The sequence below is a fragment of the Nonomuraea sediminis genome (genome assembly GCF_018531495.1).
Taxonomy (GTDB): domain Bacteria; phylum Actinomycetota; class Actinomycetes; order Streptosporangiales; family Streptosporangiaceae; genus Nonomuraea; species Nonomuraea sediminis.
In genome coordinates this window covers 19,546-32,699 of the sequence record NZ_JAHDTI010000020.1, presented here as the reverse complement: position 1 = coordinate 32,699, position 13,154 = coordinate 19,546, and the positions used below count along the sequence as shown (strand labels likewise).

The 13,154-nt window shown below is 66.1% G+C and carries 22 protein-coding genes; all 22 read right to left on the bottom strand.

What is annotated here, in order from left to right; translation table 11 throughout:
• Position 1: 1 nt before the first annotated feature.
• The 22 genes from rpmD to fusA all read right to left on the bottom strand — a co-directional run bounded on the left by rpmD (position 2) and on the right by fusA (position 13,127).
• The gene (gene rpmD / locus KIK09_RS51275; protein WP_080043226.1) at positions 2 to 184 is read right to left on the bottom strand and encodes a 50S ribosomal protein L30; all 183 of its coding nucleotides are present in this window, start codon (positions 182 to 184) and stop codon (positions 2 to 4) included.
• A 2-nt stretch (positions 185 to 186) separates the two neighbouring features.
• Complete coding sequence (gene rpsE / locus KIK09_RS51270) at positions 187 to 816, bottom strand: 30S ribosomal protein S5 (protein WP_091090115.1); 630 nt, start codon at positions 814 to 816, stop codon at positions 187 to 189.
• A 28-nt stretch (positions 817 to 844) separates the two neighbouring features.
• Positions 845 to 1,228, bottom strand: coding sequence for a 50S ribosomal protein L18 (rplR, locus tag KIK09_RS51265; protein ID WP_214326902.1), 384 nt, complete (start codon positions 1,226 to 1,228; stop codon positions 845 to 847).
• Positions 1,229 to 1,230: 2 nt separating this feature from the next.
• A complete protein-coding gene (rplF, locus tag KIK09_RS51260; RefSeq protein WP_214326901.1) occupies positions 1,231 to 1,773 on the bottom strand; it encodes a 50S ribosomal protein L6 in 543 nt (180 codons plus the stop codon).
• A gap of 16 nt (positions 1,774 to 1,789) precedes the next feature.
• Entirely contained in the window at positions 1,790 to 2,188 is a 399-nt protein-coding gene (gene rpsH / locus KIK09_RS51255) for a 30S ribosomal protein S8 (protein ID WP_106253393.1), read from the bottom strand.
• Positions 2,189 to 2,409: 221 nt separating this feature from the next.
• Entirely contained in the window at positions 2,410 to 2,595 is a 186-nt protein-coding gene (locus KIK09_RS51250) for a type Z 30S ribosomal protein S14 (protein ID WP_132337023.1), read from the bottom strand.
• Between the two features lie 2 nt (positions 2,596 to 2,597).
• A complete protein-coding gene (gene rplE, locus KIK09_RS51245; RefSeq protein WP_214326900.1) occupies positions 2,598 to 3,173 on the bottom strand; it encodes a 50S ribosomal protein L5 in 576 nt (191 codons plus the stop codon).
• Positions 3,173 to 3,481 (bottom strand): 50S ribosomal protein L24, encoded by a 309-nt coding sequence (gene rplX / locus KIK09_RS51240; RefSeq protein WP_214326899.1) that lies wholly within the window; start codon positions 3,479 to 3,481, stop codon positions 3,173 to 3,175. Before rplX ends, rplE begins: the two co-directional genes overlap by 1 nt.
• Positions 3,481 to 3,852 carry a 50S ribosomal protein L14 gene (gene rplN, locus KIK09_RS51235; protein WP_214326898.1) on the bottom strand — a complete coding sequence of 124 codons (372 nt, stop codon included), beginning with the start codon at positions 3,850 to 3,852 and terminating at the stop codon, positions 3,481 to 3,483. Before rplN ends, rplX begins: the two co-directional genes overlap by 1 nt.
• Before the next feature lie 186 nt (positions 3,853 to 4,038).
• Complete coding sequence (gene rpsQ, locus KIK09_RS51230; RefSeq protein WP_214326897.1) at positions 4,039 to 4,323, bottom strand: 30S ribosomal protein S17; 285 nt, start codon at positions 4,321 to 4,323, stop codon at positions 4,039 to 4,041.
• Positions 4,316 to 4,552 (bottom strand): 50S ribosomal protein L29, encoded by a 237-nt coding sequence (gene rpmC / locus KIK09_RS51225; protein WP_138694754.1) that lies wholly within the window; start codon positions 4,550 to 4,552, stop codon positions 4,316 to 4,318. Before rpmC ends, rpsQ begins: the two co-directional genes overlap by 8 nt.
• Positions 4,552 to 4,971, bottom strand: coding sequence for a 50S ribosomal protein L16 (gene rplP, locus KIK09_RS51220; protein WP_049572692.1), 420 nt, complete (start codon positions 4,969 to 4,971; stop codon positions 4,552 to 4,554). The genes rpmC and rplP overlap by 1 nt, the downstream gene beginning before the upstream one ends.
• Before the next feature lie 2 nt (positions 4,972 to 4,973).
• Positions 4,974 to 5,822 (bottom strand): 30S ribosomal protein S3, encoded by an 849-nt coding sequence (gene rpsC / locus KIK09_RS51215; protein ID WP_214326896.1) that lies wholly within the window; start codon positions 5,820 to 5,822, stop codon positions 4,974 to 4,976.
• Complete coding sequence (gene rplV, locus KIK09_RS51210) at positions 5,822 to 6,175, bottom strand: 50S ribosomal protein L22 (protein ID WP_214326895.1); 354 nt, start codon at positions 6,173 to 6,175, stop codon at positions 5,822 to 5,824. Before rplV ends, rpsC begins: the two co-directional genes overlap by 1 nt.
• 24 nt (positions 6,176 to 6,199) lie before the next feature.
• Complete coding sequence (rpsS, locus tag KIK09_RS51205) at positions 6,200 to 6,478, bottom strand: 30S ribosomal protein S19 (RefSeq protein ID WP_012887835.1); 279 nt, start codon at positions 6,476 to 6,478, stop codon at positions 6,200 to 6,202.
• A gap of 11 nt (positions 6,479 to 6,489) precedes the next feature.
• Positions 6,490 to 7,326 (bottom strand): 50S ribosomal protein L2, encoded by an 837-nt coding sequence (rplB, locus tag KIK09_RS51200; protein ID WP_132509668.1) that lies wholly within the window; start codon positions 7,324 to 7,326, stop codon positions 6,490 to 6,492.
• A gap of 91 nt (positions 7,327 to 7,417) precedes the next feature.
• Positions 7,418 to 7,741, bottom strand: coding sequence for a 50S ribosomal protein L23 (gene rplW, locus KIK09_RS51195; protein WP_214326894.1), 324 nt, complete (start codon positions 7,739 to 7,741; stop codon positions 7,418 to 7,420).
• Entirely contained in the window at positions 7,741 to 8,391 is a 651-nt protein-coding gene (gene rplD / locus KIK09_RS51190; protein ID WP_214326893.1) for a 50S ribosomal protein L4, read from the bottom strand. Before rplD ends, rplW begins: the two co-directional genes overlap by 1 nt.
• Positions 8,388 to 9,041: a 50S ribosomal protein L3 gene (gene rplC / locus KIK09_RS51185; RefSeq protein WP_214326892.1), complete on the bottom strand. Its 654-nt coding sequence runs from the start codon at positions 9,039 to 9,041 to the stop codon at positions 8,388 to 8,390. Before rplC ends, rplD begins: the two co-directional genes overlap by 4 nt.
• A gap of 14 nt (positions 9,042 to 9,055) precedes the next feature.
• A complete protein-coding gene (gene rpsJ / locus KIK09_RS51180) occupies positions 9,056 to 9,364 on the bottom strand; it encodes a 30S ribosomal protein S10 (protein ID WP_012887830.1) in 309 nt (102 codons plus the stop codon).
• A 260-nt stretch (positions 9,365 to 9,624) separates the two neighbouring features.
• Positions 9,625 to 10,818 carry an elongation factor Tu gene (gene tuf / locus KIK09_RS51175; protein ID WP_214326891.1) on the bottom strand — a complete coding sequence of 398 codons (1,194 nt, stop codon included), beginning with the start codon at positions 10,816 to 10,818 and terminating at the stop codon, positions 9,625 to 9,627.
• A 209-nt stretch (positions 10,819 to 11,027) separates the two neighbouring features.
• The gene (gene fusA, locus KIK09_RS51170) at positions 11,028 to 13,127 is read right to left on the bottom strand and encodes an elongation factor G (RefSeq protein ID WP_214326890.1); all 2,100 of its coding nucleotides are present in this window, start codon (positions 13,125 to 13,127) and stop codon (positions 11,028 to 11,030) included.
• Positions 13,128 to 13,154: the final 27 nt, after the last annotated feature.

Genomic DNA, 13,154 nt, shown 5'->3' with positions numbered 1-13,154 from the left:
ACTAGTCGACCTCTTCCACCTCGACGAGGTGCGTCACCACGGAGACCATCCCACGGATCTCGGGACGGTCCTCCTTGACGACGACGTCGCCGATTCGCTTCAGGCCAAGCGAACGCAGCGAGTCACGCTGGTTCTGCTTGCCACCGATCTTCGAGCGAACCTGAGTGATCTTCAGGCGTGCCATGACTAGCTCACCGCCTTCGCGGCCGCCGCCTCGGCGAGACCCTCGCGCTGAGCCTTCAGCATCCGGGCCGGGGCGACGTCCTCGATCGGCAGGCCACGGCGGGCGGCGATCTCCTCGGGACGCGAGAGCCCCTTCAGAGCCGCCACGGTGGCGTGCACGATGTTGATCGGGTTGTCCGAGCCGAGCGACTTGGACAGCACGTCGTGGATGCCCGCGCACTCCAGGACCGCGCGCACCGGGCCACCGGCGATGACGCCGGTACCGGCCGAGGCCGGACGCAGGAAGACGACGCCGGCCGCCTCCTCGCCCTGCACGGTGTGCGGGATGGTGCCCTGGATCCGGGGGACCTTGAAGAAGTGCTTCTTGGCCTCTTCGACACCCTTGGCGATGGCCGCGGGGACTTCCTTGGCCTTGCCGTAGCCGACGCCGACCAGGCCGTTGCCGTCACCGACGACGACGAGGGCGGTGAAGCTGAAGCGACGACCACCCTTCACGACCTTGGCCACTCGGTTGATCTTCACTACGCGCTCGATGTACGAGACGCCCTTGTCGGCGGCGCCACCGCGGCGATCGTCACGACGGTCCCGCCGCTCGCCACCGGTGCCGCCACCGCGACGCGGAGCTGCAGCCATCAGTGGTTCCTCATCTCAACAGTTGCCATCAGAACTCGAGCCCGCCTTCGCGGGCGCTGTCCGCCAGAGCCGCGATGCGGCCGGCGTAGCGGTTTCCGCCACGGTCGAAGACGACCGCGGTGATCCCGACGTCCTTGGCCCGCTGAGCGAGGAGCTCGCCGACCTTCTTGGCCTTCGAGGTCTTGTCGCCCTCCGTGGAACGCAGCGCGGCGTCCATGGTGGAGGCGCTGACCAGGGTGTGGCCCTTGGAGTCGTCCACGATCTGGACGAACATGTGCTTGGTCGAGCGGTTGACGACGAGGCGAGGACGCTCCGCCGTACCGACGACCTTCTTGCGCACGCGGGTGTGACGGCGGGCCCGCGAGACGGCGCGGGCGGCCGTGTGCTTGCCGAACGCAGTCTTCGGAGCCATGCCTACTTACCAGCCTTTCCGACCTTGCGGCGGATCTGTTCGCCCTGGTACCGCACACCCTTGCCCTTGTAGGGGTCGGGCTTGCGCAGCTTGCGGATGTTCGCGGCGACCTCGCCGACCTTCTGCTTGTCGATGCCGTCCACGTGGAACAGGGTCGGCTTCTCGACGCGGAAGGAGACGCCCTCGGGGGCGTCGACGATGACCGGGTGGCTGAAGCCCAGCGAGAACTCCAGCTGCGTCGGGCCCTTGGCCGCGACGCGGTAACCGACGCCGACGATCTCCAGAGACTTGGAGTAGCCCTGCGTGACGCCCTGCACCATGTTGGCGATGAGCGTGCGGGACAGGCCGTGCAGCGCACGCACCTTGTTCTCGTCGTTGGGACGCGTGACCGCGATGGCCCCGTCCTCGTCGCGCGCGACCACGATGGGCTCGGCGACCGTGTGAGAAAGCGTGCCCTTCGGGCCCTTGACCTGGACATCCTGGCCGGTGATCGTGATGTCTACGCCACTGGGCACAGGGATGGGCAGCCGTCCGATTCGCGACATGCTGTGTTCCTCCCCTCTACCAGACGTAGGCGAGGACTTCCCCGCCCACGCCACGCTTGCCGGCCTGCTTGTCGGTCATGAGACCGGCGGACGTCGAGATGATCGCGACGCCCAGCCCGCCCAGGACTCGAGGCAGATTGTCCTTCTTCGCATAAACCCGCAGACCGGGCTTCGAAACCCGGCGCAGGCCCGCGAGCGAACGCTCACGGGTCGGCCCGAACTTGAGCTCCACCACGAGGTTCTTTCCAACCTTGGCGTCCTCGACGGTCCAAGCCTGGATGTAACCCTCCTGCTGGAGGATCTCGGCGATGTGCGCCTTGATCTTCGAATACGGCATCGACACACTCTCGTGGTACGCCGAGTTCGCATTACGCAGACGCGTCAACATGTCTGCGATCGGGTCGGTCATCGTCATGGCCAGTGGCCTTCCTCGCCGCGGTTTCCAGTCGGCCAAGCACTTCTGATGGTCGAGTCCGTCGAAGCCTGCACCTTTCCAGGTGTCCGCTTCGACTACCTCTCCGTGCTCTGCCGGTGGACCTTCGGCGCGGTCAGGGGCGCTCCATGAGAGCGCCCTCGTTTGACATTTCTAGATGTACGGCTGGCGGAGGCGACACGCGGGCCGCCTCCCTAGGGTATCTACCAGCTCGACTTGGTGATGCCAGGCAGCTCGCCCCGGTGCGCCATCTCGCGGAAGCACACCCGGCACAGGCCGAACTTCCTGTAGACGGCGCGCGGACGGCCACAGCGCGAGCAACGCGTGTACGCCCGGACCTGGAACTTCGGCTTGCGCCCCGCCTTGGCGATCAGCGACTTCTTCGCCATGATCAGGCCTCCTTGAAGGGGAAGCCGAGAAGCTTGAGCAGCGCCCGGCCCTGGTCGTCGTTCTTCGCGGTGGTCACGATCGTGATGTCCATGCCCCGCGGCCGGTCGACCTTGTCCTGGTCGACCTCGTGGAACATGACCTGCTCGGTCAGACCGAAGGTGTAGTTGCCGTTGCCGTCGAACTGCTTGGGCGACAGACCGCGGAAGTCCCTGATACGGGGCAGCGCGAGCGCGAGCAGACGGTCGAGGAACTCCCACATGCGGTCGCCGCGGAGCGTCACGTGCGCGCCGATCGGCATGCCCTCACGCAGCTTGAACTGCGCGATGGACTTGCGGGCCCGGACGACGGCCGGCTTCTGACCGGTGATCACGGTCAGGTCGCGGACAGCGCCCTCGATGAGCTTGGAGTCGCGGGCCGCCTCGCCGACACCCATGTTGACCTTGATCTTCACCAGGCCGGGGATCTGCATGACGTTCTCGATGCCGAAGTCCTTGCGAAGCTGCGCCGCGATCTCCTCGCGGTACTTCGTCTTCAGGCGCGGCGTCGGGCGCTCGGTCTCAGTAGTCGTCGCGGTCATCAGCTGTCCTCACCCTCCGACTCGTCGGCCTTCTTCTCGTCGGCCTTCTTCTCGGCGGGCTTCTCGTCCTTGAGCTTCTTCACGTTCGAGACGTGAATGGGAGCCTCCATGGTCTGCACACCGCCGGTCTTGGCGCCGCGCGGACCCTGGTGGGTCTCCTTGGAGTGCTTCTTGATCATGTTGATGCCCTCGACCACCACGCGGTCCTCGCGCGGGTAGGTGGCGATCACGTGACCCTTGGCACCCTTGTCCTTGCCGGCGATGACCTGAACCAGGTCACCCTTACGCACGTGCAGCTGCTTCGGCATCACAGCACCTCCGGAGCGAGCGAGATGATGCGCATGAACTTCTTGTCGCGCAGTTCACGGCCGACCGGGCCGAAGATACGGGTGCCGCGAGGGTCACCGCTGTCCTTGATGATGACGGCGGCGTTCTCGTCGAAGCGGATGTAGGAGCCGTCCGGCCGGCGGCGCTCCTTGGCCGTGCGGACGACGACGGCCTTGACCACGTCGCCCTTCTTGACGCCGGTGCTGCCGGGCAGGGCGTCCTTGACAGTGGCGACGATGACGTCACCGATTCCCGCGTAGCGTCGACCCGAGCCACCGAGAACGCGGATGCAGAGGATCTCCTTGGCACCCGTGTTGTCGGCGACCTTGAGTCGCGACTCCTGCTGGATCACTGATTACTCCTGTTAGTCGCGCCAGTTCTCATCGCTGAGCTTGGCGGAACCCATCTGGTCTTGTTCCCACGGAAACAACCCCTGGGGGTCGCACCGCAGGCGACGCGGGAGGGATCTCCCGCGTCCTTGGACACCGTCATGGGGGCTGTCACCAGCCCCCACGAGGCGCGGTATATCCGAGAAGGATTACTTGGCCTTCTCGAGGATCTCCACGACCCTCCACCGCTTGGTAGCGGAGAGGGGGCGGGTCTCCATCAGCAGCACACGGTCGCCCACGCCACAGGCGTTGGCCTCGTCATGCGCCTTGTACTTGGTCGTACGGCGGATGACCTTGCCGTACAGACGGTGCTTGACGCGGTCCTCGACGGCGACGACGACGGTCTTGTCCATCTTGTCGCTGACGACCAGGCCCTCGCGGACCTTGCGGAAGTTCCGCGCGTCGGTGGTCTCGGTGGTCTCGGTCTCAGCCATCGCTCGTCTCCTTCTCAACCGTGACGATGCCGAGCTCACGCTCACGCATCACGGTGTAGATACGGGCGATCTCGCGGCGGACGGCACGCAGCCGACCGTGGCTCTCCAACTGACCGGTCGCTGACTGGAAGCGGAGGTTGAACAGCTCCTCCTTGGCTTCCTTGAGCTTCTGGACCAGGGTGTCCTGGTCCTCCACCCGCAGCTCGCCGGCGGTCAGGCCCTTAGCCATCACGCCTCACCAACTTCACGCTTAACGATCTTGCACTTCATGGGGAGCTTGTGGATCGCGCGAGTGAGCGCCTCACGGGCGATCGGCTCGGCGACTCCGGACAGCTCGAACATGACGCGCCCCGGCTTGACGTTCGCGATCCACCACTCGGGCGAACCCTTACCGGAGCCCATGCGGGTCTCGGCCGGCTTCTTGGTCAGCGGGCGGTCGGGGTAGATGTTGATCCACACCTTTCCACCACGCTTGATGTGACGGGTCATCGCAATACGAGCCGACTCGATCTGGCGGTTGGTCACGTAGGAGTGCTCAATCGCCTGAATGCCGAACTCGCCGAACACGACCCTGGTGCCGCCCTTGGCGGCGCCGCTGCGGTCGGGCCGGTGCTGCTTGCGGTGCTTGACCCTGCGCGGGATCAGCATGGTCAGCTCCCTTCAGCACCCGGCTGCGCAGCCGGGCCGGTCTCGGGGGCGGCCTGCGCGGCCGCCTCAGTCCTGGGCGCGCGGTCACCACGGCCGCCACCGCCACCGCGGCGGGCGCCACCGGCGCCACCACGACGGGGACGGTCGCCGCCACCGCGACGGTCGTCACGCTCGCGACGCTGGCCGGCACGGGCGCCGGCGGCGGCCGCCTCGCGCTCGGCGCGGCTCGTCGGAGCCTCACCCTTGTAGATCCACACCTTCACGCCGATACGGCCGAAGGTGGTCCGGGCCTCGTAGAAGCCGTAGTCGATGTCAGCGCGCAGCGTGTGCAGCGGCACACGACCCTCGCGGTAGAACTCCGACCGGGACATCTCGGCGCCGCCCAGACGACCCGCGCACTGGACACGGATGCCCTTGGCGCCGGACTTCATGGCCGACTGCATCGCCTTGCGCATGGCACGGCGGAACGAGACACGGCTGGACAGCTGCTCAGCGACGCCCTGGGCGACGAGCTGCGCGTCGATCTCGGGGTTCTTGACCTCGAGGATGTTCAGCTGGACCTGCTTCTTGGTCAGCTTCTCGAGGTCGCCACGGATACGGTCCGCCTCGGCGCCGCGGCGGCCGATCACGATGCCGGGACGCGCGGTGTGGATGTCCACCTGCACGCGGTCCGTCGTGCGCTCGATCTCGACCTTGGAGATGCCGGCCCGCTCCATGCCCTTCTGCAGCATGCGACGGATCGCGACGTCCTCCGCGACGTACGACTTGTAAAGCTTGTCGGCGTACCACCGGCTCTTGAAGTCGGTCGTGATGCCGAGGCGGAACCCGTGCGGGTTAACCTTCTGGCCCACTAGCGGGTCCTTCCCTTCGGCTCGCGGGATTCCACGATCACAGTGATGTGGCTCGTCCGCTTGTTGATCCGGTAGGCGCGACCCTGGGCACGCGGGCGGAACCGCTTCAGCGTCGGGCCCTCGTCGACCCACGCCCGGCTCACGAAGAGCGTCTGCGGGTCGAGATCGAAGTTGTGCTCGGCGTTCGCCATCGCGGACGAGAGCACCTTGTAGATCGGCTCGCTCGCCGCCTGGGGAGCGAACTGCAGCACGGCCTGCGCCTCCGAAGCGGGCAGCCCGCGAATAAGGTCCACCACGCGGCGGGCCTTGAGGGGCGTGACACGGACGAACCGCGCCTGAGCCCTGGCTTCCATCGCTTTCTCCTACTTCCGGGACGCTTACCGCCGGCTGCGGCGGTCTTCCTTGACGTGGCTGCGGAACGTGCGCGTCGGCGCGAACTCCCCGAGCTTGTGACCGATCATCGACTCGGTGACGAACACCGGGACGTGCTTGCGGCCGTCGTGCACGGCGATCGTGTGCCCGAGCATGTCGGGAACGATCATGGATCGACGCGACCACGTCTTGATGACGTTCTTGGTGCCCTTCTCGTTCTGGACGTCCACCTTCTTCTGAAGGTGATCGTCCACGAAGGGGCCCTTCTTAAGACTACGTGGCATTGTGGCTGCTCCTACCGCTTCTTCCTCTTGGACCGACGGCGGATGATCAGCCTGTCACTGGCCTTGTTCGCCTGACGGGTACGGCCCTCGGGCTTGCCCTTGGGGTTGACCGGGTGGCGACCACCGGAGGTCTTACCCTCACCACCACCGTGCGGGTGGTCGACGGGGTTCATCGCGACACCACGGACGGTCGGGCGCTTGCCCTTCCACCGCATACGGCCGGCCTTACCCCAGTTGATGTTGGCCTGCTCGGCATTGCCGACCTGACCGACCGAGGCGCGGCAGCGGACGTCCACCATGCGCATCTCGCCCGAGGGCATACGCAGCGTGGCGTACTGGCCCTCCTTGGCGAGCAGCTGGATCTGCGCGCCCGCGGAGCGGCCGAGCTTGGCACCGCCGCCGGGACGCAGCTCCACAGCGTGGATGAAGGTACCGGTCGGGATGTTGCGCAGCGGCAGGCAGTTGCCCGGCTTGATGTCGGCCGAGGGGCCGTTCTCGATCCGGTCACCCTGCTTGAGGCCGGTCGGCGCGATGATGTAGCGCTTCTCACCGTCGGCGTAGTGCAGCAGAGCGATGTTGGCGGTGCGGTTGGGGTCGTACTCGATGTGAGCGACCTTGGCCGGAATGCCGTCCTTGTCATGCCTACGGAAGTCGATGATCCGGTAGGCGCGCTTGTGACCGCCGCCCTGGTGGCGTGCGGTGACCCGGCCGTGTACGTTGCGGCCGCCCTTGCTGTGAAGGGGCGCAAGCAGCGACTTCTCGGGCGTGCTGCGGGTGATCTCGGAGAAGTCCGAGACACTCGAGCCGCGGCGACCCGGGGTCGTCGGCTTGTACTTACGGATGCCCATCTTTTTCGTTCATCCTTTGTCGGTTACATGGGAGAACCCGCCGCACGAATGTGCGGCGGTTTCGCCCTCACTAGCTATGTACGGCGAGCGCTCAGCCGATCTGACCGAAGATGTCAATCCGGTCACCCTCGACCAGGCTCACGATCGCGCGCTTGGTGTCGGGCCGCTTGCCGAACCCGGTGCGGGTCCGCTTGCGCTTCCCCTGCCGGTTGATCGTGTTCACGCTGGTGACCTTGACCCCGAAGATCTGCTCGACCGCGATCTTGATCTGGGTCTTGTTCGCGGTCGTCTTCACCAGGAACGTGTACTTGTTGTGCTCGTCGATCAGGCCGTAGCTCTTCTCAGAAACCACCGGCTTGACGATGACGTCGCGCGGGTCGGTGACCCTCTCGAGCCTGCCCTGAGTCTCGGTCATCAGGCCTCTTCCTTCCCGCTCTGGCTCAACCTGGCGACAACCTGGTCGTACGCCTCCTGGGTGAAGACCACGTCGTCGTGGACGAGCACGTCGTAGGTGTTGAGCTGCCCGGAGTCCAGCAGGTGGACCTCGGGGGCGTTGCGCAGGCTCAGCCAGGTCAGCTCGTCGGCCTCGTCGACCACGACGAGGACGGTCTTGGCCTGGGTCACCTTGCGCAGTGCCTCGAGAGCGGCCTTGGTCTTCGGCGTCTCTCCGGTGACCAGCCCGCTCACCACGTGCACGCGACCGCCGGTCGCCCGGTCGGACAGGGCGCCACGCAGCGCGGCGGACTTCATCTTCTTGGGCGTCCGCTGCGAGTAGTCGCGCGGGACCGGACCGTGGACGGTGCCACCGCCGGCGAACTGCGGCGCACGGGTCGAGCCCTGACGGGCGCGGCCGGTGCCCTTCTGGCGGTACGGCTTCTTGCCGCCACCGCTGACCTCACCGCGGGTCTTGGCCTTGTGGGTGCCCTGCCGGCGAGCGGCGAGCTGGGCCACGACCACCTGATGGATCAGCGGAACGTTGACCTTGGTGCCGAAGATGTCCTCGGGCAGGTCTACGGTGCCGGCCTTGGCGCCGCTGGCGTCGAGGACGTCAATAGTGGTGCTCACTTGGCAGCCCCCTTCTTGGCAGCGGTGCGAACGAGGACCAGGCTGCCGTTGGCGCCGGGGATCGCACCCTTGATCAGGATGAGGCCCTTCTCGGCGTCCACGGAGTGAACCTTGAGGCTCTGCACGGTGGTGCGGACGTTACCCATCCGACCAGCCATACGCAGACCCTTGAAAACGCGGCCCGGGGTGGCGCAGCCACCGATGGAACCCGGCGAGCGGTGCTTGCGCTGCGTACCGTGCGACGCGCCCAGACCACCGAAGCCGTGCCGCTTCATGACACCGGCGAAGCCCTTGCCCTTGCTCTTGCCCGTCACGTCGACGAACTGGCCGGCCTCGAAGGTGTCGGCCAGCAGCTCCTGGCCCAGGGTGTAGTCGCTCGCGTCGTCGGTGCGGATCTCCGCGAAGTAACGGCGCGGGGTGATGTCGTGCTTGCGCAGGTAGTCGCCGAGCGGCTTGTTGACCTTCCTGGGGTCGACCTGCCCGAAGCCGAGCTGGATGGCGGAGTAGCCGTCCTTGTCGGCGGTGCGGACGCGGGTCACCACGCACGGACCGGCCTCGACCACGGTCACCGGCACCATCCGGTTGTCCGCGTCGAAGACCTGGGTCATGCCGAGCTTCTTGCCCAGGACGCCCTTTGTCGTCTTAGCCATGTCAGTGCGTTCCCTCAGAGCTTGATCGAAATGTCGACGCCCGCGGGGAGGTCGAGCCGCATGAGCGAGTCGACGGTCTTGGGCGTCGGGTCGATGATGTCAATCAGCCGCTTGTGCGTGCGCATCTCGAAGTGCTCGCGGCTGTCCTTGTACTTGTGCGGCGAGCGGATGACGCAGTACACGTTCTTCTCGGTCGGCAGCGGCACCGGGCCCGCGACCTTCGCGCCAGTCCGCGTCACCGTCTCGACGATCTTCTTGGCCGAGCTGTCGATGACCTCGTGGTCATAGGCCTTAAGCCGGATGCGGATCTTCTGTCCCGCCATAGTGGCCTCGGTGTCCTTCGCTGTCGTCTGAAAAAGTATCGTGCGGCAGGTTGCCGCTGAATTGACCCCACGTGACAGACGTTGGTGATCTGCCGTTTGATTCCGTGATCCGGCAGTTGCTTCGGTCACTGGCCGAAGCGACTGCTGGATCACGGCTGGTCCGTGGAGCCGCGGAGCGGGAGCCGTACGGACTTCCGCCCCTTGTCACGCGATGGCGGCCGGTCCCTGGTTACCCGGGGGCCGACCGCCCCGCGGTCGTGCTACTTGATGATCTTCACGACGCGACCGGCGCCGACGGTGCGGCCACCCTCGCGGATCGCGAACTTGAGGCCTTCCTCCATGGCGATGGGCTGGATCAGCTCAACGCGCATTTCGGTGTTGTCGCCCGGCATGACCATCTCGGTGCCCTCGGGGAGGTTCACAACACCGGTCACGTCAGTCGTACGGAAGTAGAACTGAGGACGGTAGTTGTTGAAGAACGGCGTGTGGCGGCCGCCCTCGTCCTTGGACAGGATGTAGACCTGGCCGGTGAACTCGGTGTGCGGGGTGGTCGTGCCCGGCTTGATGATGCACTGGCCGCGCTCGACGTCGTCGCGCTTGATGCCGCGGAGCAGCAGGGCGGCGTTGTCACCCGCGTGACCCTCGTCGAGCATCTTGTTGAACATCTCGATGCTGGTGACGGTGGTCGTCGTCTTCTCCGGCTTGATGCCGATGATGTCGACCTGCTCGTTGATCTTGACGATGCCGCGCTCGATACGACCGGTGACGACGGTGCCGCGACCGGTGATCGAGAACACGTCCTCGACCGGCATGAGGAACGCCTTCTCCGTGTCACGCGGAGGCTCGGGCACGTTCTCGTCGACGGCGTTCATCAGCTCGATGATGCTGTCGGCCCACTTCTCGTCGCCCTCGAGGGCCTTGAGAGCGGATACGCGCACGACGGGCAGGTCGTCGCCGGGGAACTCCTGAGCCGAGAGCAGCTCACGGACCTCGAGCTCGACGAGCTCCAGGATCTCCTCGTCGTCGACCATGTCGGCCTTGTTGAGGGCCACGACGATGTAGGGGACGCCGACCTGGCGGGCCAGGAGGACGTGCTCCTTCGTCTGCGGCATCGGGCCGTCGGTGGCGGCGACCACGAGGATGGCGCCGTCCATCTGGGCGGCACCGGTGATCATGTTCTTCACGTAGTCAGCGTGACCGGGGCAGTCCACGTGGGCGTAGTGGCGCTTCTCGGTCTGGTACTCGACGTGCGCGATGGAGATCGTAATGCCACGAGCCTTCTCCTCCGGCGCCTTGTCGATCTTGTCGAACGGCGTCGCCTGGTTCAGCTCGGGGTAACGGTCGTGAAGCACCTTGGTGATCGCCGCGGTCAGCGTGGTCTTGCCGTGGTCGATGTGCCCAATGGTGCCGATGTTCATGTGCGGCTTATTCCGCTCGAACTTGGCCTTGCCCACTGGTTCTCTCCTTGAGAATCTGACTGCATTTCGTCTACACACTCGGGCCCGGGAGTCCCCGAACCCCTAGGTGGTGGTACGGCTCGCGCCGTCCCACCAAAGTCGCGGCGGTTTCCCGCCACAGGGGTCCCGGAGCTTATCCGCCCCGAGGCCCCTTCGGCAGCGGGGCGACGATCGCTCGTCACCCCTTTGCCATAGGGGTCCCGGAGTTATTCGCCCCGGGCCTTCGCGACGATCTCCTTGGCGATGCCGGGCGGCACCTCCGCGTAGGAGTCGAACTGCATGTTGTAGCTCGCGCGCCCCTGCGTCTTGCTACGCAGGTCACCCACGTAGCCGAACATCTCCTGCAGCGGCACGAGAGCCGAGATGACCCGGGCGCCGGAGCGCTCGTCCATCGACTGGATCTGCCCGCGGCGACTGTTGAGGTCACCGATGACATCACCCATGTAGTCCTCGGGCGTGGTGACCTCAACGGCCATCATCGGCTCGAGAAGCACTGCGTCCGCCTTGCGCGCGGCCTCCTTGAAGGCCATCGAGCCGGCGATCTTGAAGGCCATTTCCGAGGAGTCGACGTCGTGCGCGGCACCGTCGGTCAGCGTCACCTTCACGCCCACCATCGGGTAGCCGGCCAGCACGCCGAACTCGGCGGCTTCCTGAGCGCCCGCGTCCACCGACGGGATGTACTCCCTGGGGATGCGGCCACCCGTGACCTTGTTCTCGAACTCGTAGCCGTCGTTGCCCTCGCCCAGCGGCTCCAGGTTGATGATGACCCGCGCGAACTGACCGGAACCACCGGTCTGCTTCTTGTGGGTGTAGTCAACCTTCTCCACCTTGCGGCGGATGGTCTCACGGTAGGCCACCTGCGGGCGACCGACGTTGGCCTCGACCTTGAACTCGCGGCGCATCCGGTCGACCAGGATCTCCAGGTGGAGCTCGCCCATGCCCCAGATGACCGTCTGACCGGTCTCCTCGTCGCGACGGACCTGGAAGGACGGGTCCTCCTCGGCCAGCCGCTGGATGGCGGTGCTGAGCTTCTCCTGGTCGCCCTTGGTCTTGGGCTCGATCGCGACGTTGATGACCGGGGCCGGGAACGTCATGGACTCGAGAATGACCTGGTTCGACGTGTCACACAGGGTGTCACCCGTGGTCGTGTCCTTCAGGCCCATGACGGCGACGATCTGACCAGCGGTCGCGGACGGGCGCTCCTCGCGCTTGTTCGCGTGCATCTGGTAGATCTTGCCGATCCGCTCCTTCTTACCCTTCACCGAGTTGACGACCCCGGTGCCGGTGTCGAGCGTGCCCGAGTAGATCCGCAGATACGTGAGCTTGCCCAGGTGCGGGTCGCTCATGATCTTGAAGGCCAGCGCGGCGAACGGCTCGTTCGGGTCCGCGTGACGCTCGATGATCTCCTCTTCGTTGCCGACCGCGTGGCCCTTGAAGGCCGGGATGTCGATCGGCGCGGGGAGGTAGGCCACGATCGCGTCGAGCAGGGGCTGCACGCCCTTGTTCTTGAACGCGGTGCCGGTCAGGACCGGGTTGATGGCGCCCGAGATGGTGGCGCGGCGAATGGCCGCCACCAGCTGCTCCTCGGTCGGCTCGACGGCCTCGAGGTAGAGCTCCATCAGCTCGTCGTCGTTCTCGGCGACGGTCTCAACCAGCTTGTCGCGCCACTCACGAGCGGCCTCGGCGTGGTCGGTCGGGATGTCGACGACGTCGTACATCTCGCCCTTGGCCGCGTCCTCGCTCCAGAGCAGGCCCTTCATCTTCACCAGGTCGATGACGCCCTTGAAGCCGGCCTCGACGCCCCAGGGAAGCTGAATGACGGCCGGCGTGGCGTCCAGGCGGGACACCATCATGTCGACGCAGCGGTGGAACTCCGCGCCGACGCGGTCCATCTTGTTCACGAAGCAGATGCGGGGAACGTTGTAGCGGTCAGCCTGCCGCCACACGGTCTCCGACTGCGGCTCGACACCCGCGACACCGTCGAACACGGTGACCGCACCGTCGAGAACGCGGAGGTTGCGCTCGACCTCGATGGTGAAGTCGACGTGGCCCGGGGTGTCGATCAGGTTGATCGTGTGACCGTCCCACTCGCAGGTCGTCGCGGCGGACGTGATCGTGATGCCGCGCTCCTGCTCCTGCTCCATCCAGTCCATGGTGGCTGCGCCGTCGTGGACCTCACCGATCTTGTAGTTGATACCGGTGTAGAACAGGATGCGCTCGGTCGTCGTGGTCTTGCCCGCGTCGATATGGGCGATGATCCCAATGTTGCGGACCTTAGCCAGGTCAAGAGCGGTCGTTGCGGCCACTTCTCTCGCGTCCTCGTCGTCTCGTCG